The organism is Streptomyces sp. NPDC021100, from assembly GCF_044333095.1.
Lineage (GTDB): Bacteria > Actinomycetota > Actinomycetes > Streptomycetales > Streptomycetaceae > Streptomyces.
In genome coordinates this window covers 1-21,521 of record NZ_JBIRQH010000039.1, presented here as the reverse complement: position 1 = coordinate 21,521, position 21,521 = coordinate 1, and the positions used below count along the sequence as shown (strand labels likewise).

At 67.8% G+C, this 21,521-nt stretch carries 17 protein-coding genes and 3 pseudogenes; 12 read left to right on the top strand and 8 right to left on the bottom strand.

All coding sequences use genetic code 11. The features are described 5' to 3' along the window. The 3 genes from ACH4PU_RS35835 to ACH4PU_RS35825 all read left to right on the top strand — a co-directional run. On the top strand, positions 1-258 hold a 258-nt coding region (locus tag ACH4PU_RS35835), incomplete at its 5' end, for a hypothetical protein (RefSeq protein WP_398282142.1). A 14-nt stretch (positions 259-272) separates the two neighbouring features. Next, the gene (locus ACH4PU_RS35830) at positions 273-554 is read left to right on the top strand and encodes a hypothetical protein (RefSeq protein WP_398282139.1); all 282 of its coding nucleotides are present in this window, start codon (positions 273-275) and stop codon (positions 552-554) included. Between the two features lie 704 nt (positions 555-1,258). Next, positions 1,259-2,272, top strand: a complete 1,014-nt coding sequence (locus ACH4PU_RS35825; RefSeq protein ID WP_398282136.1) for a hypothetical protein — start codon at positions 1,259-1,261, stop codon at positions 2,270-2,272. Between the two features lie 383 nt (positions 2,273-2,655). On the opposite strand, the gene ACH4PU_RS35820 is transcribed toward ACH4PU_RS35825, so the two are convergent. The 6 genes and pseudogenes from ACH4PU_RS35820 to ACH4PU_RS35795 all read right to left on the bottom strand — a co-directional run bounded on the left by ACH4PU_RS35820 (position 2,656) and on the right by ACH4PU_RS35795 (position 8,179). After that, positions 2,656-3,636 carry a terpene synthase family protein gene (locus ACH4PU_RS35820; protein ID WP_398282133.1) on the bottom strand — a complete coding sequence of 327 codons (981 nt, stop codon included), beginning with the start codon at positions 3,634-3,636 and terminating at the stop codon, positions 2,656-2,658. Between the two features lie 422 nt (positions 3,637-4,058). Then, positions 4,059-5,117: a hypothetical protein gene (locus ACH4PU_RS35815; protein WP_398282130.1), complete on the bottom strand. Its 1,059-nt coding sequence runs from the start codon at positions 5,115-5,117 to the stop codon at positions 4,059-4,061. A 65-nt stretch (positions 5,118-5,182) separates the two neighbouring features. After that, on the bottom strand, positions 5,183-5,953 hold the full coding sequence (uppS, locus tag ACH4PU_RS35810) for a polyprenyl diphosphate synthase (protein WP_398282127.1): 771 nt from the start codon (positions 5,951-5,953) through the stop codon (positions 5,183-5,185). Between the two features lie 153 nt (positions 5,954-6,106). After that, positions 6,107-6,334 (bottom strand): annotated as a pseudogene (locus ACH4PU_RS35805) (hypothetical protein); the annotation flags it as partial. 93 nt (positions 6,335-6,427) lie between these two features. Beyond that, positions 6,428-7,510, bottom strand: coding sequence for a glutamate dehydrogenase (locus tag ACH4PU_RS35800; RefSeq protein WP_398282124.1), 1,083 nt, complete (start codon positions 7,508-7,510; stop codon positions 6,428-6,430). A gap of 366 nt (positions 7,511-7,876) precedes the next feature. Further along, on the bottom strand, positions 7,877-8,179 hold the full coding sequence (locus ACH4PU_RS35795; protein WP_398282121.1) for a hypothetical protein: 303 nt from the start codon (positions 8,177-8,179) through the stop codon (positions 7,877-7,879). An 872-nt stretch (positions 8,180-9,051) separates the two neighbouring features. On the opposite strand from ACH4PU_RS35795, the gene ACH4PU_RS35790 reads away from it, so the two are divergent. The 9 genes and pseudogenes from ACH4PU_RS35790 to ACH4PU_RS35750 all read left to right on the top strand — a co-directional run bounded on the left by ACH4PU_RS35790 (position 9,052) and on the right by ACH4PU_RS35750 (position 20,063). Further along, positions 9,052-10,959 (top strand): 1-deoxy-D-xylulose-5-phosphate synthase, encoded by a 1,908-nt coding sequence (locus ACH4PU_RS35790; RefSeq protein WP_398282118.1) that lies wholly within the window; start codon positions 9,052-9,054, stop codon positions 10,957-10,959. After that, positions 10,956-12,092: a flavodoxin-dependent (E)-4-hydroxy-3-methylbut-2-enyl-diphosphate synthase gene (ispG, locus tag ACH4PU_RS35785; RefSeq protein ID WP_398282115.1), complete on the top strand. Its 1,137-nt coding sequence runs from the start codon at positions 10,956-10,958 to the stop codon at positions 12,090-12,092. Before ACH4PU_RS35790 ends, ispG begins: the two co-directional genes overlap by 4 nt. Beyond that, positions 12,089-13,168: a polyprenyl synthetase family protein gene (locus ACH4PU_RS35780; RefSeq protein ID WP_398282111.1), complete on the top strand. Its 1,080-nt coding sequence runs from the start codon at positions 12,089-12,091 to the stop codon at positions 13,166-13,168. Before ispG ends, ACH4PU_RS35780 begins: the two co-directional genes overlap by 4 nt. Beyond that, positions 13,165-14,169: a 4-hydroxy-3-methylbut-2-enyl diphosphate reductase gene (locus ACH4PU_RS35775; RefSeq protein ID WP_398282108.1), complete on the top strand. Its 1,005-nt coding sequence runs from the start codon at positions 13,165-13,167 to the stop codon at positions 14,167-14,169. The genes ACH4PU_RS35780 and ACH4PU_RS35775 overlap by 4 nt, the downstream gene beginning before the upstream one ends. Before the next feature lie 11 nt (positions 14,170-14,180). After that, positions 14,181-16,034, top strand: a pseudogene (locus ACH4PU_RS35770) (2-oxoacid:acceptor oxidoreductase subunit alpha); the annotation flags it as partial. Next, positions 16,027-17,130 carry a 2-oxoacid:ferredoxin oxidoreductase subunit beta gene (locus ACH4PU_RS35765; RefSeq protein ID WP_398282105.1) on the top strand — a complete coding sequence of 368 codons (1,104 nt, stop codon included), beginning with the start codon at positions 16,027-16,029 and terminating at the stop codon, positions 17,128-17,130. The pseudogene ACH4PU_RS35770 and the gene ACH4PU_RS35765, both read left to right, overlap by 8 nt. Before the next feature lie 708 nt (positions 17,131-17,838). Then, positions 17,839-18,075: a hypothetical protein gene (locus ACH4PU_RS35760; protein WP_398282102.1), complete on the top strand. Its 237-nt coding sequence runs from the start codon at positions 17,839-17,841 to the stop codon at positions 18,073-18,075. A gap of 11 nt (positions 18,076-18,086) precedes the next feature. Next, positions 18,087-18,881: a terpene synthase family protein gene (locus ACH4PU_RS35755; protein ID WP_398282099.1), complete on the top strand. Its 795-nt coding sequence runs from the start codon at positions 18,087-18,089 to the stop codon at positions 18,879-18,881. 108 nt (positions 18,882-18,989) lie between these two features. After that, positions 18,990-20,063 carry a M24 family metallopeptidase gene (locus tag ACH4PU_RS35750; protein WP_398282096.1) on the top strand — a complete coding sequence of 358 codons (1,074 nt, stop codon included), beginning with the start codon at positions 18,990-18,992 and terminating at the stop codon, positions 20,061-20,063. Positions 20,064-21,050: 987 nt separating this feature from the next. Here ACH4PU_RS35750 and ACH4PU_RS35745 read toward each other — a convergent pair. Both ACH4PU_RS35745 and ACH4PU_RS35740 read right to left on the bottom strand, forming a co-directional pair. Next, on the bottom strand, positions 21,051-21,224 hold the full coding sequence (locus tag ACH4PU_RS35745) for a hypothetical protein (protein ID WP_398282093.1): 174 nt from the start codon (positions 21,222-21,224) through the stop codon (positions 21,051-21,053). 48 nt (positions 21,225-21,272) lie between these two features. Further along, positions 21,273-21,521, bottom strand: a pseudogene (locus tag ACH4PU_RS35740) (hypothetical protein); the annotation flags it as partial.

The following is a 21,521-nucleotide window of genomic DNA, read 5'->3' as shown; positions in this document are numbered from 1 at the left end:
GTCGCCGCCATCGTGCGCAAGGTGAACGCCATCGCCGCGCGCTTCACCGAGCTGGAGAAGGGGCTGCCGGGCCTGTGCCGCACCCTGGGTCTGGACGGGCAACACCTGAACGCCGCCCTCCGCTACGCCCAGGGCATGCGCAATATCGTCGTGGCCAACCGCGACTTCTCCCTCACCTCCGGCCGCTACACCACCGACATCACCCGCCTCGACGCGAGCTGGGACCGCACCGCCGCCGCCCACCAGCCCCGCACCTGACCCAAGGAGCCATCGTGGCCCGATCCACCAAGCGCGAGGTGCGACGCCTGGAGCGGCTACCGCGCCACAACGACAAGCGGGCGCCGCTGATGCGCCGCGACGCCAAGGACTTCACCGACGACTACCTCGACCGCGCACGAGACCTGGAACATGATGTGCGCAAGGCCATCAGCAACGCCGTCCGGCCCGACAAGGACGACGAGGAGACGGTCGCCACCGTCACGACCCGCCGCGGCACAGTCCGCCAGGCGACGACCGGCACCCAAAGCCGTACCGGGTCAGGAGCCGCACACTGACGCACGACGGGAGGCGCCGGGCCCTATGCCAAACCCACGCACCAAAGGGCAGTTGAGAAACACACTGTCGTCCAAGCACGCCACTGGTATCACCGGAAGCGTCGGCCCCCGCTGCGGCGCACTGTCCAAATCCGACCGGCCTGCCCGTGTCGCAGCCCGTTCCTGCCGATCGCCTCATCTCGCCCTCCGACCTTCTCGGCCGTGAGCCCGTCCTCATCCCGCTCAGCGAGGACGAGGACGGTATGAGCACCGGGGTGTCCGGTGCCATATGTCAGGGCGTTACTCGCCGACAGAATTATGAATAGCAGCCAGCGGCAACCAAGAAATGGGCTCCTAAATAAATCTGTCGGCTTCCGAAGTGAGTTCCTCGCTTCAACGCGCCTTCGATGTCGAGACCTCCTTGAGGCTTCCCGACACCCCCCGTCCGTATCGGCGCTTACGCCGATGAGGCTGAAGCCCGAGTACGACGCTGGATGATAATTGTGGCCTAGCCGCCAATCCGGAGGTGTTGGAGCGCGCGTTGGTCAACGACTACGGCTGACTGGCTGCCTTCACCTTTCCTGATCTCACCGTGGATGAGCTCGCTTTGATGGGCTACTGGTACGCAAGATTCGAAGAGCATCACTTTCGCCAGACGCTCGACGCCTTCGCCGCACGCACGTGCCGTTTTGGACGCTGACATCGCCACAGCCAAGGAGGACCTCGTGCCGGACCGCAACATCTTTGCCCTTCCCCGGACTGCTCCACCCTGTGACCCGGCTGAGGCGCAGCGCACTCAGCGACATGGGTTGGCATGGATGCGCAGCTTCAACCTGCTATGCAACACCGACGAAGCCACACGCTACTTCGATGCGTTGGGCCTGGGCCGACTAGCTGCCGCCTGCTCCCCTCGCAGCCGGGGAGAGCACCTGGACGTACTCACTGATCTCTTCTGCGTGCTGTGGGCTATCGATGACTACTTCGACGGACCGGCCGGCGACCAGCTTCCTCTGGCCCAGCACACCATCGCAGAACTCAAAGACGCACTTGCCCCCTCCACTACGACGGCCCCTGTCACACCGCTGGGCCGAGCACTGGCGGATGTGTGGTTCCGGTCCACCGCAAGCATGTCCGAGAGCTTCCGCCAACGGAATCTCGGTAACTGGCACGACTTCCTCAACGGACTCGTCTCCGAGACCATGACCCGCAAGGACGATGCCCCTCCCGACCTCGACACCTACCTGGTATTTCGACGCTCCACCATTAGTCTGCCCATCTTCTTCGCAGTGATGGAACGCGCCAGGCAGGAAGAACTCCTGACCCATCTCTACGTCAATGCGAACATCGAGCGGATGCGTCACCTCGTGATGGACATCATTGCCTGGTCCAACGACGTTCAGTCCCTGCAGCACGAGGTGCGACGCGGTGACATGGCCAACCTTGTCCTCGTCCTGGAACACCACACCGGTTGCACCCGTATCCAGGCCATCGAGCAGGTACACACGATGGTCCGCGACGCCTACCATGAATTCCAGAAGCTCAGCACCATCATCCCCCGCGTGTTCGCCACACTGGGCCTGCGCCCAGACGACGCCCGGCGCACCGGCAACTACGCCACCGCCCTGCACGATTACATGGCCGCCTGCCACGTCTTCGGAGCTGATTCCATCCGCTACCAGGACGAGTCCCGCCGACGTCTGGGCTACGCGCTGAACTTCGCTCCGTCCGAGACCGATTGAAACCGCCCTGCCCGCCACCACATCGAAATCACTCGTCTAGCGGTGATATGCCGGGCCGGGCACGGCGAGCACGGGGCCAGTGCCGTGACGTCCAAACTGGCGGAGTTGTGCGAATCCCCGCGCACCATCCTTGGTTCACGGCTGTACAGTCGTTTCGCGTATCTCACCGAACAGTTCCTTGCCGCCACAGTTCCTGCGCCGGCCCGCGGTGGCGACCAGGGTCAGCGCCGAGGGCAAGGTGTGGGTCGTGGAGGAGCTCACCGGGGAAGAGGAGTTGGCGGCCATAGTCACCCCCCAGCCTGCTGCGGCGTTCGGAGGTGGCGGCCCAAGTCCTTCGCCAGGACAAGGCCCAGGTGGTGGAGGAGGCGACCCGCGACAGGCACTCAGAGATCGCCAAGGCCGTACCTCGCGTTTTGCATGTGCCAGTGGAGCGACCCGGCCAAGAAGTATTTCAACTCCTCGATGTGGGAGAGGACACGCCGCTGCGCTGCTTCGTCGATGCCGAGACCGCGGAGGCAGTGCTCAACCTCTACCTCTGATGACGAGAATGCTGCGAGTGCTTCATCGAAGATCAGCGCTGCCCTGTCCACGGCTTCCTGCCAGGTGCACCCATAGCGCTCTCGAAGGAGGATGATGACGTTGTCCGGCTCAGGCGTTTGCAGCTCCTTGCGCAACGACACAAAGTCGTTCGGGAGGAACTGGAGATCCCCGTAGGCCCGTTTGAGATCGCCGAACGGGCTGCACTCGAAGATCACTTCTGGTAGATAGGAGTCGTTGCCGAACTCGACGAGTTCAGCCAGAGGAAAGCACCCGAAGGCTATTCGCCTGCGCCGCCAGGACTCCTCGAAGTCGCGGGGCCTGGAAGCAACGTCTGAGGGCCTGTTGTACAGCATGAACTCTATGGCTGACTGCGTGTGCCGGCGAGACCAGTCGGAGGGCGCGAGTTCATGGACGCCCTTCCAAATACTTTTGAAAAGCTCGACAAGACGCGTGCCGAGGGCGCTCATCGGGGGAGGCGTTGCGCGCCTAGATTCACCCCGGCTCATGATTGCTATCACCTCCCGGGCGACTGCCTCCAGTTCCAAATGGTCATCACCGGCCGTCTCCTGTTCGAACAGGTCATCGAAGAGCATCAGCCAGTTATTGTATTCAACTAGCACAGAAAGCCTTTCGATGTTCTGAGCGTGGGGGCACATGTACGCCGTATATGCCGCCATGCTGATGTTCAAGTAGTGGTCGAGCTGCTGCCGGGTTTCGAGGAGCCCTGATGCCTCCAGCCACTTCCTTTCGTGCTCGCGGAGGGTCTTCTCCCGGGGGTGCTTGTGGACCTCGAACGGAAGTGTGAGATTCGGGACCTCGAACATGTTCCTCCTCCTCAAAGTTTGAAGCGGCGGCAGCAGGCGTAAGAGGCCGTGGCCGCATCGACCGTACTGTCGGCGACGGTGGGGGCACATCGACCGGGCGGAAGCTTTGGGCCGAACCGTCGTCATGCGCGACCGGGCCATGTGCTGCTTCCTGAAACTGCGCACCCAGATCAATGCGCGCTGGCCCGTTTCCCGGCCGAAAGGAGCGGCGACGGTACCTGTTCCTTCCCGCCGCCAGAGAGCCGGCGACCGGCTGCTCACCGGCACGGTCCGCTCTCCTCGGACTCCGGCTCCGGTACCTGTTCCCGCAGGTCATGGCTGGGGGCCGATCACTTCTGGGCCTGCTCTTGAGCACGGGGGCGGTCTTGAGCAGGCTCTCAAGAGCGGCGGGCATGCGTCTCCTTGAGTTTACTGAAATGCACTCAAGGGTGCCATAAGATGTACCACAAGGGAGATGATCTTCGCGGCGTGTCCGCGCGTGTGCCCATCGTGGAAGGATCTGAGCGGCAGGCCGGACGGGGCCATCGGGCATCCAGCACGTCCAGATACAGAGCCCGGGGCGTCTTGGCGTACCCCCTCTCCTGGTACCGGGCGCTCTCGAGGGACCAGTCGTAGTTCCCTCGTACGAAGGACTGGATGAGGTCGACGTACTGAGCGAGCTGTGCGGCCTCGTCCCCGCTCAGCCGCAGGGATAGGGACAGGTCGGCGATTCCTTCCGTGGCGAGTCGCAGCAGCCTTCGGCAGGAACGGTCGAACATGCGCCGCAACTCGTCCAGGGCGCGCGGGACGGGCCAGTCGTGCGCGCGTACCAGCACCATCACCAGGTTGTTCTGCTCCCCGGCTGCCAGCTCACGCTCCAGGGAGTGCGCGTCATTGACGAAGATGCACAAATCCGTGCAGAGAACGACGAGTTCCTGAACGCACGGATGATTCCTGACGTGGGCCGGAAGTTCCATGCCGCTGCCGGATTCCGCGATGTCCAGGAAAGGCCGCACCCCGATCCCCCGGCGCCGCAGTCCGAAGAAGGCATCCAGCCGCGGCGGGTTGTCGGCCGCGCGTGCCTCGGCCTCCTCAGCCCAGGCGCGGAAGAGGTCGTGCCAGGACCTCAGTGCTTGTTCCTGCCACGACCGCGACATCGCGTGAGCCGTCCGGTCCCACACATCCAGCCACCCCCGTCGCAGCGGACCTCCGGAGAAGGACTCCTCGTCGAGTTTTCCATGGGTGAGTTCTCCATGGGTGAGGGTGATGAACGCGTCGATGAGTGCGCGCGTGCGCTCCGGATGGGCGCTCCGGCTGCAGTAGTCGTCGATGAAGACGGCCAGCCCCATTGCGTCAGCCGCCAGCAACAGGCACTCGTAGGGGACTTGCGGGTACATCCGCGCCACAAGGGGCTCGGCTCCCTGGAGCGCGTAGTTGCGTGCGGCTTCCTCGCTCCCGAGCAGCCCCGTGTCCCGCAGCCACTGCCTGTGCTCCGTGCGCATACGGTCCGCCTCGGGGTGCATCCGCGGGGGAATCGGAACAGTGAAGACGACTGCCGGCATTTTCGTCACCGTCCAAAGCGCTGTTCGCGCTGTGCGTACCAGCGCAGGGTCTGGTGGAAGGCCGAGCGGTCGAAGTCCGGCCAGAGGGTGTCGGTGAAGTACAGCTCTGCTTCCGAGGTCTGCCAGGGCATGAACCCGGACAGCCGCTGTTCGCCGGAGGTGCGGATGACCAGGTCGATGTCGGGCTGACCGGTGGTGGACAGGTGCCGCGCCACATCCGCTTCGCCGATCCGGCGCGGGGACCGGTCGTCGCCACTGCGCACCAACTCCCGTACGGCTGCGACGATGTCGGCCCGTCCGTCGTAGGCGACGGCGACGTTGAGGGTTCCCGGTGTGGCGTCGGCGCTGGCGTCGGCCAGCTTCAGCAGCCGGTCGGCCTGCGCCGGGGGCAGGAGATCCAGATCTCCGATGGGGTGGATGCGCCACCGTCGGCCGGCGGCGATCAGGCGAAGCCCTGAGCTGACCGCGTCCAGGATCCGGGCCACGGTCTCGGGGGCGCGCTGGAGGTTGTCCTGCGACAGCGCCCACACCGTCACCAGGGGGATGCCGACGCTGTCACACCAGGTGGTGAGGTCCACCACACGCCGCGCCCCCGCCGCGTAGGCCCCTTCCAACGACACGCGGTGTGCTTGGGCCCAGCGCCTGTTCCCGTCGAGGATCACACCGATGTGCTGCGGCACCGAAGGTGCCTGCGAAGGGACCGGACGGGTGGTGTCCGCCTGCGACACGTGGTGAGGGTTGCGGTCGACCGAGATGCACTTGCCGGAAGGTTCCATGACGGTGCGCCTCTGTAGGAGAGATGAACACACTGGGGTGAGACGGCTGCGGCGGCCGGACAGGCATGGTGCTCCTTGGCATACCGGTGTGCGTCCGCCGGGCCGGTGTGGTGATGACGGCCGCGGCCAAGGGCAGGGCCGAGACTGGGCCTTTTATAGGGCACCTCCTGGTCGCGGCGGCTTCGAGTGGAGGGAGGACAAGGTGTGCGGCAGGGCGAAGCGCTGGTGTTCCTCTGCCGAGCGCACCACTTCGACGTCCTCGTAGCCGCGGGCGGCCAGCCATTCCAGGACGCCTTCGACGAGGATCTCGGGGACGGAGGCACCGGAGGTCACACCGACCGTCGTCACACCTTCCACCCAGGTCTCGTCGATCTCCTCGGATGGCGTCGGCGACCACCGGCGCGTACCGGCACTGGGCATCTGTCTCCCGCCGGCCGGAGTGGCATGGCCGTGCGCGCCCAGGCGGATACGAGGTCATACCGCCCACCACCAGGCGATGCCGGGCGCATCGGCGGGGGCGCCGGTGGCGTGGGGGGCATCGGCGAGGGCGCCGATCGTCTGGACTGCCCCGGGGTGTTGCCCGTCGGGGTCGCTGTAGCGTTCGGCCGCGAGCCCCCACTCGTAGTTGCCGCGGATCAGGCAGGTCAGGTTTGACAGGTACCGGCGCAACGGACTTCCGGCGGTGGGCTGGATCCGGTCGCGGACCTCGACGAAACGGTCCACGATCCGGTCGCGCAAGGCGGCGGTGGCGGCGAGTGCTTGAGCCTGGGTGTGCCCGTACTGACGCTGACACACGTTGATCATGTTGCCCGGGAATGTGGGGGCGCTGCTGCGTCGCGTGAACCACAGCTCTTTGCCGTAGGAGTACAAGTCGTCGTCGATGGCGGCCACGGTGCCGGCCATCTCCGTCAACGACTGCACTGCGGGGGCGAAGAGGTCCTCGTCAGCGATGGTGTCCGGTTCGCTGAGCTGGAACCAGGTGAGGGTGGTGAAGCTGGCGACGTAGAGCATGCGGGTGAAGATGTAGTCGTTCAGGTTTGGCACCAGGGCGCGGCTTCGGGCGGCGAGGTCCCAGGCGGCGCCGTGATACCAGGATCGGTGGGAGTCGGCCAGACGCCGCACCAGGGTCGGGCTGACGGTGCGGTGGACACGCCAGGCCAGGTCCAGCACCGGTGCGGTGAAGGGATGCTGGGGATCAAGCACAGCCGCGTCGGGGGCTTCGAGTGTCCGTACGATCCGCACCGAGAGGTCGAGAAAGGAGAACCCGTCGTCGGAGGATTCTTCGTCACAGTGCCGGTCGTCGAAGACGAACATCAGGTAACCCCAGTCGACCGCGGCCTGAAGCAGGTCGGGGTCGGCGTCCGGGCACAGGTAGGCGAAGAAGTGGGCGGTCTTGGTGCCGGCCACCCGCGCACGGCGAGCCGGGGTACGGCAGAATCCGAAACGGTCCATCCAGTCCAGCCCCCGCTGTTCCAGCAGCGCCACCTTGGGGTGGCATCGCAGCGGCATCGGGAAGTACAGCGGCGGGAGTTTGACAGTGATCTCCGGAACGCTCATGGGGCCCCTTCCCATTTCCTGACCTCCGGTAGGACATGGGCCTGCCTCGCAGGCGGCGTATCCGGCCCTGATGACGGTCTGCTCGGCGGCGGTCAGCGCAGGCGAGTCGTTCAACGCGTCGTACCGCCCGGATGCGACAACGCCTTTGCCGGTAGCCCGCGACCACGCGCCCTCCGCCACGGCGAGCGCTCATTCATGGACTTGGCGCAGCGACCGGTGAGGCCGCGCAACGGCGTGTGGGCGAGGCGCCAAGGCACGATGTCGCGGTGTGGTTCCCGCTGTGAGAACGTTCAGCGGCAGTAGCCGGGCAGGTCGCACGGGCGAGAGGGTCCCGGGAGGAACGGGCCCCCTCGCCCGGCGAGTGGTTCACTTTCCGCCGTCTGGGGCGGGCTTCCCCACCGCGTGGGCCAGGACGCTGGAGAGTTGCGCGATCTGCCCCTGGAGTTCGGACAACTGCCTTTTCAGTTCTCGGACGTCTTCTTCTTCCGTGCGTCCCTCGTTCTCCTTCTCCTCCGGCGAGACGCTGTCGCTCACCGCCTTGCGCAGGTCGTACTCGAGGTCGCGGGCCTTGTCGAGACATTCATCGGTGTAGTCTTTAAGGTCGTCGATCACGTCGCCGAGAAGTTTGACGATGCCGGTCTTTCGGTTATGGGAATCCTTGGTGGCCATCGCTTTCCCTTCCGATATTTATCCGCAGGATGGCAGCGGGAAGGCAGGAACCCTTCCATGGGAATTCGGTCGAGCTGGGTCTGGTACGGGCTGGTGGCGCATCGCCTGGTCACACCGCCAGTCGGTCGCGGTGGCTGCCACAGTTCTCCGGGTAGGGCCGGACGACGTCGGAGCAGCGCTCGTGAAACCGTGTGCGGCGAGATTCCCACCGCGAAAGGGCGAGCAGTGCCCTGGGTTACGGGCCCCGAATCCGCCCGGCTGCCGCAGGTCGTCGTCCGACGGTGCCGGGTGCGAGGCGGCCGGCGGCCTTCCCTTCATATCGACACAGCGGAGGGCACTCTGGCTAGGCGCACGCTCCGGCCGGGGAGGCATGGCCGTGCGCCCAGGCCAGGAGGGGGGAGCGCCTTCCCCTGGGGGGCGCTTCGTCATGAACGTGCCCCGGTTCGCGGCCATGTCGCCGAGATATGCCCCGTGAGGCCGCCCCAGGTGGTACGCGGACCCTGAAACCGCCGGTCGCGTACGACGGAGTGTGAACCGTCACGAGTGGTGAGCCCGTGCGAGCGGTAGCCAGACCTTGCTTCGGCCGACCGGAATGCGCCTGGTCAAACCTCCGCTTCGGGGGAAGCTTGGAGTGGAGCAGGCAGGCGGTTTCAGAAATCTCCGGCCTCACGTCTTCTCGGCGTTCTCTCAGCCTGCGTGGGGCTTTCCGTCTGGCCGTTGATGCCCTTGGGGCCTGCTGTTCCACACCGGTTTCGCCTCTGTTGGCTGCTTTGTTGCCGCGTCAACGACAGGACAAGAGGGGGGAGAGTCTGCGCACGTCGTCCCCCACGCCTTTGCAAGCCTGGTAAGTCTGTTCCCCGAAAGGGTAGTCGATGTCTTTGCAGCCAGTTCCTGCGCCGAAAATCGTACCGCCACTTCTTTCCTCAGTCACCCACCCGGATGACCTACGGGCACTGCCGTCCGGGCGATTGACGGAACTCGCCGAGGACATGCGCCGCTTCCTCGTGGACTCGGTGTGTGCGACGGGCGGACATCTGGGGCCGAGCCTGGGCATGGTGGAGCTGACGATCGCGCTGCACCGCACCTTCTCATCGCCCCGCGACACGATCGTTTTCGATATCGGCCATCAAGCTTACGCCCACAAGTTGTTGACTGGCCGTCATGAGCAGTTCACCTCTCTGCGCCAGGCCGGGGGGCTGTCGGGGTACCTGTCGCGTGCCGAGTCTCCACACGATGTCATCGAGAACTCGCATGCCTCGACGGCCCTTTCGTACGCCGACGGCCTGGCGAAGGCCCGCGCCCTGACCGGCGCCACCGGGCGGGCGGTGGTGGCCGTCATCGGGGACGGCGCGTTCACCGGCGGCATGGCGTGGGAGGCGCTGGACAACATCGCGGCGGCCGCCGACCGGCCTGTAATCGTCGTCCTCAACGACAACGGCCGCTCCTACGCCCCGACCACCGGCGCCCTGGCCGCGCACCTGCACACCCTGCGGCACATCGGCGACGAGGCGCCGAGGGCCGGCCACAACGTGTTCACCGACCTCGGTCTCGCCTACATCGGACCGGTCGACGGCCACGACGTCCCGGCACTGGAGGAGGCGCTGGCGAGCGCGCGCTCGCTGAGCCGGCCGGTCGTCGTGCACGTGGTGACGGTCAAAGGCAAGGGCTACCCGCCGGCGGAGGCGGACGAGGCCGACTGCTTCCACGCCGTCGGCGTCCTCGACCCGACGACCGGCCGCCCCGCCCCTCCCCCCGCGGACGACAACGGCCGCCCGGCGGCGCACAGTTCGCGGAGCTGGACCAGCGTGTTCTCCCAGGAACTCGTCCACCTCGCCGCGGAGCGCCAGGACGTGGTCGCTGTCACCGCGTCCATGCTCCGGCCGACGGGGCTGCACCCGATGGCCCTGCGCTTCCCCGACCGGGTCTTCGACGTGGGGATCGCCGAGCAGCACGCCGTCACCAGTGCGGCGGGCCTGGCGATGGGGGGCTTGCATCCGGTGGTCGCCCTCTACGCGACCTTCCTCAACCGTGCCTTCGACCAGGTGCTGATGGACGTCGCGCTGCACCGGCTGCCGGTGACGTTCGTACTCGACCGCGCGGGCATCACCGGCCCCGACGGTCCCTCCCATCACGGCATGTGGGACCTCGCCCTCCTCGCCCCGGTGCCCGGGATGCGGGTGGCCGCGCCGAGGGACGCCGGACGGCTGCGCGAGCTGCTGCGCGAAGCTGTGGACACCGAGGACGGTCCCACGGCGCTGCGCCTTCCCAAGGCCACCGCCGGTGCGGAGATCGAGGCCGTGGCGCGGATGGACGGAGTCGACATCCTCTACCGCACCTCCCGCCGCCCCCTGGACGTGCTGATGGTCTGCGTGGGACCGACGGCCTCCGCGGCGCTCATGGCGGCCCGGCAGCTCAGCGATGAAGAAGGCATCGGCTGCACGGTCGTCGACCCCCGCTGGGCCCTTCCCGTCAACCCTGTCCTCACCCACCTCTCGGCGCGCCACCGGCTCGTCGTCACGCTGGAGGACAGCACGCGCGTGGGCGGGTTCGGCACCGCGCTGGCGCAGGCGTGCACCGACGCGGCGGTCACCACCCCGGTCGTCAACCTCGGTTTGCCCCACGCGTTCGTCGAACACGGCACGCGCCCGGCGCTGCTGGCACGGGCCGGTCTGGACGCGGACGGCGTCATCGCCTCCATCCTGCGGGCCCGCACGGACCTGACCACCTACGACGTCACTCCCCTCGTCAAACCTGTCAACGGAATGAGGCGGCCGCGATGACCACCGACCTCGGGATGCCCGCCTCGCCCCCCACCACGCCGGAGCGCCGCCACACCCGGCGACTCCATGTCGGCGATGTCCCCGTCGGGGGCGGCGCTCCGGTCTCCGTCCAGACCATGACCACCACCCTCACCGCCGATGTCGACGCCACGCTGCAGCAGATCGCTGAGGTCACCGCGGCCGGCTGCGACATCGTCCGCGTCGCCGTCCCGTCCCAGGACGACGCCCAGGCGCTGCCCGCGATCGTGGCCAAGTCCCCGATCCCGGTGATCGCGGACATCCACTTCCAGCCCCGTTACGTCTTCGCCGCCATCGACGCCGGCTGCGCCGCGGTACGGGTCAATCCGGGCAACATCAAGCGCTTCGACGACCGCGTCGCCGACATCGCCAAGGCCGCCTCCGCCGCGAAGGTGCCCATCCGGATCGGGGTGAACGCCGGCTCCCTCGACCCGCGGCTGCTCGCCAAGCACGGCACGGCCACCCCGCGCGCCCTGGCCGAGTCGGCGTTGTGGGAGTGCTCGCTGTTCGAGGAGCACGGCTTCCGCGACATCAAGATCGCGGTCAAGCACCACGACCCGATGACGATGGTCGCCGCCAACCGGATCCTGGCCGCCGCCTGCGACTACCCCCTGCACCTCGGCGTGACCGAAGCCGGCCCCGCGTTCCAGGGATCGATCAAGTCGGCCGTCGCCTTCGGGATCCTGCTGGCCGAGGGGATCGGTGACACCATCCGCGTCTCCCTGTCCGCCCCGCCCGTCGAGCAGGTCAAGGCGGGCATCCACATCCTGCAGTCGCTCGGCCTGCGGCCGCGGAAACTGGAGATCGTCTCCTGCCCGGGCTGCGGCCGCCTCCAGGTCGACATCCACAAACTCGCCACCCAAGTCGAAGCCGCCTTCGACGGCTTCCCCCACCCCTTGCGCGTCGCCGTCATGGGCTGCGTCGTCAACGGCCCCGGAGAGTCGAGGGAAGCCGACATCGGCGTCTCCTCCGGCAACGGCAAGGGACAGATCTTCGTCCGCGGTGAAGTCGTCGCCACCGTCCCCGAGAACAAGATCGTCGAAACCCTCGTCGAGCACGCCCTGCGCCTGACCGAATCAGCCGACGCCCAGGCAGAGGAGGCAGCCACCTCATGACCGCGCTCACCGACACCCCCCTGGACCCCGCCACCATCCGCCGCGCCGTCGACGACTGCCTGGAGCACTTCCTGGAACGCAAGGCGCGCACCGCGACCGTCCAGCGCATGCCGGACGAAATCGTGGACACCCTGCGCGGCTTCCTCTTCGCCGGCGGCAAACGGCTGCGCCCCTTGCTGTGTGCCATCGGCTGGGAGGCGGGCGGCGACGCCGGCACCGCCGCCGCCATGGTCAAGACCGCCGCATCATTGGAGCTGTTCCACGCCTACGCCCTGATCCACGACGACGTCATGGACCGCTCCGACACCCGCCGCGGCAGGCCCACCGTCCACCGGGCGCTGGCCTCCCGCCACCGCCCCGCGCGCGGCAGGAAAGGAGCGGAGCGCCTGGGCACCGGCGGAGCGATTCTCATCGGCGACCTCGCCCTGTCCTGGTCGGACGAACTCCTGCACACCGCCGGACTGCCCCCCAACCGGCTCCTCGCGGTCCTTCCCCTCATCGATGTCATGCGCACGGAAGTCGTGTGCGGGCAGTACCTCGACCTCCTGGCCACCGGACGCCACGACGACGGCATCGAAACCCCGCTGCGGATCATCCGCTACAAGACGGCGAAATACACCGTGGAACGCCCCCTGCTCATCGGCGCCACCCTCGCCGGGGCCTCCAGCACCGCCATGGAAGACCTCAGCGCCTACGCCATCCCCCTCGGGGAAGCCTTCCAACTGCGCGACGACCTCCTCGGCGTCTTCGGCGACCCACAGAAGACCGGCAAGTCCCGCCTGGACGACCTGCGCGAAGGCAAGCACACCGTCCTGCTGGCCATCGCCTGGGAAAACGCCGACTCGGCACAACGCTCCCTCCTCCAAGCCCTCCTGGGCAGGGCCGACCTGAGCGAGCAGGACGCCGCCAAGATCCGGCACATCCTCATCGTCACCGGCGCCCGCGCCAAGACCGAACACATGATCCGCGTCCGCACCGCGCAGGCCCGCCACGCCCTGTCCCGCTCCCGCCTGCCGACCACCGCCCGCCACACCCTGCACACCATCACCGAGGCCGCCACGGTGAGGTCGACATGACGACAACAGGCTGCCGAAAGGTTTTACTGGCCTCCCCGCGCGGCTGGTGCGCGGGCGTGGACCGTGCCGTGATCGCCGTCGAGAAGGCCCTGGAGCAGTACGGCGCGCCGGTGTATGTGCGCCACGAGATCGTCCACAACAAATACGTGGTCAAGACCCTGGAGAAGAAGGGCGCGATCTTCGTCGACGAGACGTTCGAGGTGCCCGAGGGCAACATCGTCATCTTCTCGGCGCACGGCGTGGCCCCGGTCGTCCACGACGAGGCCAAGCGGGGCAAGCTCGCCACGATCGACGCGACGTGCCCGCTGGTGACCAAGGTCCACAAGGAAGCCGTGCGCTACGCGCGCGAGGACTACGACATCCTCCTGATCGGTCACGAGGGCCACGAGGAGGTCATCGGCACCTCCGGCGAGGCCCCGGACCACATCCAGCTCGTCGACGGCCCCGACGACGTCGCAGGCGTCGAGGTGCGCGACCCCGAGAAGGTCGTCTGGCTCTCCCAGACCACCCTCTCCGTCGACGAGACCATGGAGACCGTCGGCGCCCTGAAGAACAAGTTCCCGGGCCTCCTCTCCCCGCCCAGCGATGACATCTGCTACGCCACGCAGAACCGGCAGACCGCGGTCAAGCAGATGGGCGCCGAGGCCGACCTCGTCATCGTCGTCGGCTCCAAGAACTCCTCCAACTCCGTCCGCCTCGTCGAGGTCGCCCTCGGCGCCGGCGCCGGCGCCGCGCACCTGGTCGACTACGCCGAGGAGATCGACGAGACCTGGCTGGAGGGCGTGGCGACGGTCGGCGTCACCTCCGGTGCCTCCGTTCCCGAGATCCTCGTCGAAGGCGTCCTCGAATGGCTCGCCGCCCGCGGCTACGAGGACGTCGAGACCGTCAAGGCCGCCGAGGAGTCCATCACCTTCTCCCTCCCCAAGGAACTCCGCCGCGACCTGCGCGCCGAGGCCGCTGGGACGGCGGACGATGCTGCGGGTCCGCGGAAGCAGCCATGAATCACCAGACGAAGACGTTGTGCCGCCTGGACCGGGTGATCATCCGGTTCGCGGGTGACTCGGGTGACGGTATGCAGCTCACGGGTGACCGTTTCACCTCCGAGACGGCCTCGTTCGGCAATGACCTGTCCACGCTGCCAAACTTCCCCGCCGAGATCCGGGCGCCCGCCGGGACGCTGCCGGGCGTCTCCTCGTTCCAGTTGCACTTCGCCGACCATGACATCCTCACCCCCGGTGACGCCCCGAACGTCCTGGTCGCCATGAACCCCGCCGCGCTCAAGGCCAACATCGCGGACGTCCCGCGGGGTGCGGAGATCATCGTCAACACCGACGAGTTCACCAAGCGCCCGATGGCGAAGGTCGGCTACGCGACGAACCCGCTGGAGGACGGCTCGCTGGATGCCTACAACGTCCACCCGGTGCCGCTGACGACGCTGACGATCGAGGCGCTCAAGGAGTTCGGGCTCTCCCGCAAGGAGGCCGAGCGCAGCAAGAACATGTTCGCGCTGGGGTTGCTGTCGTGGATGTATCACCGGCCGACGGAGAACACCGAGCGGTTTTTGCGGAAGAAGTTCGCGAAGAAGCCGCAGATCGCCGAGGCGAACGTGGCGGCGTTCCGGGCGGGTTGGAACTTCGGTGAGACGACGGAGGATTTCGCGGTCTCCTACGAGGTCGCCCCCGCGGCCTCCGCGTTCCCGGCCGGTACGTACCGCAACATCTCGGGGAACCTGGCGTTGTCGTATGGGTTGATCGCCGCTTCCCGGCAGGCGGATCTGCCGCTGTACCTGGGCTCGTACCCGATCACTCCGGCCTCCGACATCCTGCACGAGCTGTCGAAGCACAAGAACTTCGGGGTGCGCACCTTCCAGGCGGAGGACGAGATCGCGGGGATCGGTGCGGCGCTGGGGGCGGCGTTCGGCGGGTCGCTGGCGGTGACGACGACGTCGGGGCCGGGTGTGGCGCTGAAGTCGGAGACGATCGGTCTGGCGGTCTCGCTGGAGCTGCCGCTGCTGATCGTGGACATCCAGCGTGGTGGTCCCTCGACCGGTCTGCCGACCAAGACCGAGCAGGCCGACTTGTTGCAGGCGATGTACGGGCGCAACGGTGAGGCGCCGGTGCCGGTGGTGGCGCCGAAGACGCCGGCCGACTGCTTCGACGCCGCCCTGGATGCGGCGCGGATCGCGCTGACGTACCGCACGCCGGTTTTCCTGCTCTCCGACGGGTACCTGGCCAACGGCTCGGAGCCGTGGCGGATCCCCGAGCCGGACGAACTGCCCGATTTGCGCGTGCAGTTCGCGTCCACGCCCAACCATGAGCTGGCCGACGGCACCGAGGTGTTCTGGCCCTACAAGCGCGATCCGAAGACGCTGGCCCGCCCCTGGGCGGTGCCGGGGACACCGGGGCTTGAGCACCGGATCGGCGGGATCGAGAAGCAGGACGGCACGGGCAACATCTCCTACGACCCGGCCAACCACGACTTCATGGTCCGCACCCGCCAGGCCAAGACCGACGGGATCACCGTCCCCGACATCGAGGTCGACGACCCCTCCGGGCAGGCCCGGACCCTGGTTGTGGGCTGGGGTTCGACCTACGGCCCGATCACCGCCGCCGTACGGCGGGTGCGCGGCGCAGGCTCCCACGTCGCCCAGGCACACCTGCGTCACCTCAACCCCTTCCCGCGCAACCTGGGCGAGGTCCTCGGGCGCTACGACAGGGTCGTGGTGCCGGAGATGAACCTCGGCCAGCTCGCCCTGTTGCTGCGCGCCAGGTATCTGGTGGACGTGCGCTCTCACACCCAGGTCAGCGGCATGCCGTTCAAGGCCGAGCAGCTCGCCACCGTGCTCAAGGAGGCCATCGATGTCTGAGGCGCTGAAGCTGGTGCCCAAGGCGGAAGCCAAGCAGTCCATGAAGGACTTCAAGTCCGACCAGGAAGTGCGCTGGTGCCCGGGCTGCGGCGACTACGCCATCCTCGCCGCCGTGCAAGGGTTCATGCCCGAACTGGGCGTCGCCCGGGAGAACATCGTCTTCGTCTCCGGCATCGGCTGCTCCTCCCGCTTCCCGTACTACCTCAACACCTACGGGATGCACTCCATCCACGGCCGCGCCCCCGCCATCGCCACCGGCCTGGCCACCTCCCGCCGCGATTTGTCGGTGTGGGTGGTCACCGGTGACGGCGACGCGCTCTCCATCGGCGGCAACCACCTCATCCACGCGCTGCGCCGCAACGTCAACCTCAAGATCCTGCTGTTCAACAACCGGATCTACGGGCTGACCAAGGGCCAGTACAGCCCCACCTCCGAGGTCGGCAAGATCACCAAGTCCACGCCGATGGGCTCTTTGGACGCGCCCTTCAACCCGGTGTCGCTGGCGATCGGGGCGGAGGCGTCGTTCGTCGCCCGCACCATCGACTCCGACCGCAAGCACCTGACCGAGGTCCTGCGGCAGGCCGCCGACCACCCCGGCACCGCGCTGGTGGAGATCTACCAGAACTGCAACATCTTCAACGACAACGCCTTCGAAGCACTCAAGGACAAGGAACAGGCACAGGAGGCGGTGATCCGGCTGGAGCACGGACAGCCGATCCGCTTCGGCGCCGACGGGTCCAAGGGCGTGGTGCGGGACCCGGCGACCGGGGACCTCACGGTCGTCGAGGTCACGCCCGCCAACGAGGCGCAGCTGCTGGTGCACGACGCGCACTCCGCGTCCCCGACGACGGCGTTCGCGCTGTCGCGGCTCGCCGACCCCGACACCCTCCACCACACACCCATCGGCGTCCTGCGCAGCGTGCAGCGCCCGGTCTACGACACGCTCATGGCCGAGCAGTTGGAGACGGCCGTGGAGCAGCGGGGCAAGGGGGACTTGGCGGTGCTGCTGGGTGAAGCCGAGCGATGGAGTGTGCGAAAGTGCGGCCGCGGCCTTCCGCTCCGTCGTCACCCTGGCGCCGACAGGAGCCGGCCATGAGGCTGACGGCCCCCGACCCGCGCGCTCCCCACTCTGCTGACCCAGTGCGCAGTTTCCCGGCAGCCCGCACGAGATCGTGATCCCCGGTTCGGCCGGTTCACGGTGACGGCCTTGCCCGCTGCCCGTCGGCCGCGTCGAGTTGCCCGTCGAGCAGGCGCACCGGGCGGACGCACGCGCGGTGGCCGTGGCGCAGAAGGAGGCGACACTGGCGGTCGCTGCGCCGCACCCGGTCATCGCCGGGGCCCTGGCGGGCCTGGACGCGGCCACCGAGCCGGCCCGTAGCGGGTGTCGCACGATCTCAACGGCGCCGCGGGTTCGATCGGCCCGGAGCCAACACCAGCGGCGTTGGAGGCGGGCCGGCCGCCGGCGCCGGCCGGCAAGGAGTCGCCGATCGCCGACGAACGCAGCCGCCAAGCCCCGGCCCACTCGCCCCTGCCGGATCCACCTCGTCCCAGGCCCTGCCCCGCCTACAACCCAGGCCTCTTATGCCGGAACACCGAAGAACCTCGCACAGCGTTCCTTTGGTCTGGGGCGCCGTAACCCGCAAAGGCATCGGCAACCGCTGCGCACACACGTAGACGCCTCTCGTCATCGTCCACTGGCAGCTTCCCTTTCCCAGACGCCCTGTGCACCCATGCCCGGAGCCGTCCGCCCCCACCCGCGAGAGCTGAGCCATGCCTGACAACCGCCGAACAGAAGGAGAGCGTCATGTCACCACGACAGCTCCCGGTCTCCTGGCCCGAGCTCGAACTGCCTTTTCCCCTGCGTCACAATCCCCACACCGACAGTGTGCGCGGCCGGACCCGCCAGTGGGCCATCGACACCGGCATGCTTCCCACCGCCACCGCCCAAGGCTGGTGGGACCACGTCGACCTCACCACCGTCACAGCCTGGTGTTTCCCCGATGCTCCTGCCGACCGACTCCTCCTGATCGACAATGGCTGACCTTCGGCATCATGTTCGACGACCAGTTCGACAGCACACCTCTGGGACATCGGCTGGGTGACACCTGTCGGGTCATCGACCACATCACCACCGCGATCGAGTGCCCGTCCTCGGCCCCGACCGCGGTGCGCCAGCCCTTCTCCCGTGCCCTCGTCGACCTTCTCACCGACCTCGGCCGGCATATGAGCGCAACCTGGATGCGCCGCCAACGTCACCACCTGACACTGTGGTGGTCCGGTGTGGTCCAGACGGTGGCTCACCGCACTCGACGCGGCCGCCCGCTGTTCTTCGCCGACCGTCTGGCCTTACGCCGCCTGACCGTGGGAATGGACGCCTACACAGACCTCGTTGAGCTCGCTTGCGGCTGGGAACTCCCGCCCGCCATCCTCGCCCTTCCGGAGATACGGCGTATCCGAGGCATCGTCACCGACATCACGGTGTTCCTCGATGACCTCTACTCCGTCGAGCGCGAACGCGTCGACGGCACCGACGACAACGTCGTGCTCGCCTGGGAGGCGGAAGGCCTTTCCCCATCCGCGGCACGTGACCGGGCCGTCGAACGCATCTGGCGCCTGAGCGACGAATTCACGGCCGTCACCACACTCCTGCCGGCCCTGGCCGACGCCACATGCCTTCCCGAACCCGACCGGCAAGGAATGCGGAACTGGGCCGACGCATGCGCCCACTACCTGCGCAAGGCCAGTCACTGCCAGGCCATCATCCCCCGCTACACCGACACCTCCAGCAGCCTGGCCCACGACCACCACCTCGACCGCCTGGTCGGACACCACGTTCACGTCCGGTGACAGGGCCACACACGACAAGGCCGGCCCGGTAACCGGATTTCACGGGACCGGCACGAAGACCCGCGGACGCACGAAGAGAAGGAAAGAGAAGGGAGAGGAGGGACGCGGATGCTGTATGCCATGCGACGGCACCGCTTGCGCGCCAAGTGCGTCACAGTCGAAAGTGAGGCACTTCTGATAACCGCTCCACCCAACGTGCGGTACCTCAGCGGATGTTCCCTGCCGGGGTCCGTTCTCCTCCTCACCGCACACCGGGACGTCTTGGTGCGCCCCATTCCCTCCGCCGACTCTCCTTGTCGAAGCACGCCGGATCCGCCGGAAACGCAGGCCATGACCGTGGTCTCCTGCGGCACCGGCAAAGCACTCGTCACAGCCGTCCAAACGGCGGAGGACTGCAACTCGGCGTCACTCCGTGTCGAAGAACGTCACCTGTCGGTCTCCGACCACCGGCTGATCCGGGCAACGGCCCCCGGGCTTCACCTGATCGGCCTGGAAACAACGGTGGAGGATTTCAGGAGGGTGAAGGACGAGCAGGAGATCGGCAATCTGCGCAAGGCGGCGGCCGTCGCCGGGGAAGTTCTCCGTGAATTCATGGGTACCTGGGTCCTCGGACGCTCGGAAGCCCATCTTTCGCTTGAGCTTGAGCATCGCGTGGCCGATCAGGGGGCAACCGGCGCCGAGTTCCGCGCGTCCGCCGGCTCGGGCCCCCATTCCGGCGGCATGGACCACACCCCCACCAGACGCCGTGTCAGGACAGGTGATTTCCTCTCCATCCGCCTGGGGGTAATCCGGGGAGGCTATCATTGTGAGGTAGCCAGGACTTTCGTGATCGGTGCCGACCCGCAGCCTTGGCAGATCGACACCTATGGAACCGCGTTTCAAGCCCAGCGCTCAATCCGAGAGCACCTGCGTACCGGAGCCGCATTTCTCGCTCCACCGAGAGGTGAAGAATCCTCGCCGGTGTGCACCGTTCACGGGCTGGGACTGGAGCCGAGGGAAGAGCCGCACTTCGATGCCCAGGGCACGGTGGATCCCTGTACGGCAGTCGTCGCCGCATGCTCGTTCCGGCGAACCGGCCTAGGCGGGGTTCTGATCGGCGACACCCTCATCACCTCTCCGAAGGCGGGGAGGCCACCCGAGTTGCTGACCACGACGCCCAAGGATCTGATCAGGCTCCCGTAAGACCGCATGAGAGGGGAGGACGCTTCCCCCTCGCCCTCACCGTCAAGCCGCGGGCCCGGCCGCCCTCGCCCGGCCCGGCGTCAGCGTTCGCCTGCCTCGTACCCGACGACCCCCGACACATGTCGCCGTCCGAACCCGGCCGTTGATCCGGCGGGAGACGCGCTCTCACGCCCGGATGCCTGGCCGGTCCCCGTCCGGCCGGCCTTCCGGCCAGGCCTATGGATCGACGGCGTCGGCCACCGCTCCGTCACCGGCCTGCCGTTCACCGGGCCAAGGCGCCCTGGAGGCCGGGGCTTCGGCACCGGGGCTTTCACAGACCCGGGTGCCACGCCGCCCTTCGGTCACGTCGTGGCGGGCTGCCGTCTCCGTGTCGTCGGGCGCCGGGCGGACGACACAGCGTTGAAAGCCGCCGAGTGTGGGCGGAACTCCGGTGGGGAGTCCGGCCGTCGGCGGGGATCCGCCCGTTTCGAGGGGCCGCTGCGGCACGGAGGTCTTGAGCGGGGCTGCTGACGCCGGGGTGGACGCCTCCGCGCTGAGGGGGGTCCGGCCGGGTGCCTGTCTCGTGGCGGAGGACGGGGTCATGGAAGCCGTCCCCCGGGGCGAGGAAGCCGGGGTCGAAGCCTGCGGGCCGGGCACGAGCAGAGGTAAGGGCGGCCGCGAGACGGCCGGTGGAGCGGAGGCCGTGCGGACCTGGGACGGAGGGACGTACGTCGCGCTGAACGACGCGCATCCGCTGACCGCCGCCAGGACGCATGCCGTCAGAACCGGATGTGCCGTGCGGGGGGTGCGACCACTTCGCATCGGTGACTCCTTGATCGCAGGCCCTCGGTGCGTCGTGACGGCAGCCGAGGGAGCCGTTCGGGAAGGTGCCGCTCGACGGGCCCCCACCGGCCAGAGGAAGGAACCGCGGGCTTGGGGCGGCGGCACCGGGGGGGGAGAGAGGAGGGAGGGGCGAGGCCGGGAGCGAGGCCCGGTGGCCGGCTGTGGTCACCGGGGGGCGCTGAGCACGCTCATGAAGGTCTTCAGCCCGGTGAACAGCGTGACGATCGCGCGCCAGACCGCCAGAACGGCGTGGGCGCTGGCGACGGGGTGGGTGGCGATCAGGAACAGGATGATGATGACGACCAGCCAGAAGAAAAGGCTGTGGGGGCGCGACAGCAAGGCGCTTGCCCTTCATGACCGTCGGGAGCGGGGGCGAAGGTGCGGGTCTCACCGTTTCCTGCCATTGCGGGCGAGGATGACAGCGAGAGCAAGGGCAGCCCAGAAGGCAGGGGAGCCGGCAGTGGCTGCCGTCGTCTGCCGGCCGGTTCCGTTGATGACCTGGGCGTGGAGGGTGAGATCCTGGTCGGCCAGAGTGCGCAGAATCCCCCGGCTGTACTGAAGCGTCTCAGGAGCGGCGATCATCACCTCCAAGGCGGTGCGGGCTACCTGTTGTTCGGAGAGGGTCTCGCGGGCGAG

Bases quoted from the DNA above. Each gene is read 5' to 3' on its own strand.
- ACH4PU_RS35820 (WP_398282133.1), bottom strand. From the start codon at position 3,636: ATGTTCGAGGTCCCGAATCTCACACTTCCGTTCGAGGTCCACAAGCAC.
- ACH4PU_RS35815 (WP_398282130.1), bottom strand. From the start codon at position 5,117: ATGCGCACGGAGCACAGGCAGTGGCTGCGGGACACGGGGCTGCTCGGG.
- uppS (WP_398282127.1), bottom strand. From the start codon at position 5,953: ATGGAACCTTCCGGCAAGTGCATCTCGGTCGACCGCAACCCTCACCAC.
- ACH4PU_RS35800 (WP_398282124.1), bottom strand. From the start codon at position 7,510: ATGAGCGTTCCGGAGATCACTGTCAAACTCCCGCCGCTGTACTTCCCG.
- ACH4PU_RS35795 (WP_398282121.1), bottom strand. From the start codon at position 8,179: ATGGCCACCAAGGATTCCCATAACCGAAAGACCGGCATCGTCAAACTT.
- ACH4PU_RS35790 (WP_398282118.1), top strand. From the start codon at position 9,052: ATGTCTTTGCAGCCAGTTCCTGCGCCGAAAATCGTACCGCCACTTCTT.
- ispG (WP_398282115.1), top strand. From the start codon at position 10,956: ATGACCACCGACCTCGGGATGCCCGCCTCGCCCCCCACCACGCCGGAG.
- ACH4PU_RS35780 (WP_398282111.1), top strand. From the start codon at position 12,089: ATGACCGCGCTCACCGACACCCCCCTGGACCCCGCCACCATCCGCCGC.
- ACH4PU_RS35775 (WP_398282108.1), top strand. From the start codon at position 13,165: ATGACGACAACAGGCTGCCGAAAGGTTTTACTGGCCTCCCCGCGCGGC.
- ACH4PU_RS35765 (WP_398282105.1), top strand. From the start codon at position 16,027: ATGTCTGAGGCGCTGAAGCTGGTGCCCAAGGCGGAAGCCAAGCAGTCC.
- ACH4PU_RS35760 (WP_398282102.1), top strand. From the start codon at position 17,839: ATGTCACCACGACAGCTCCCGGTCTCCTGGCCCGAGCTCGAACTGCCT.
- ACH4PU_RS35755 (WP_398282099.1), top strand. From the start codon at position 18,087: ATGTTCGACGACCAGTTCGACAGCACACCTCTGGGACATCGGCTGGGT.
- ACH4PU_RS35750 (WP_398282096.1), top strand. From the start codon at position 18,990: ATGCTGTATGCCATGCGACGGCACCGCTTGCGCGCCAAGTGCGTCACA.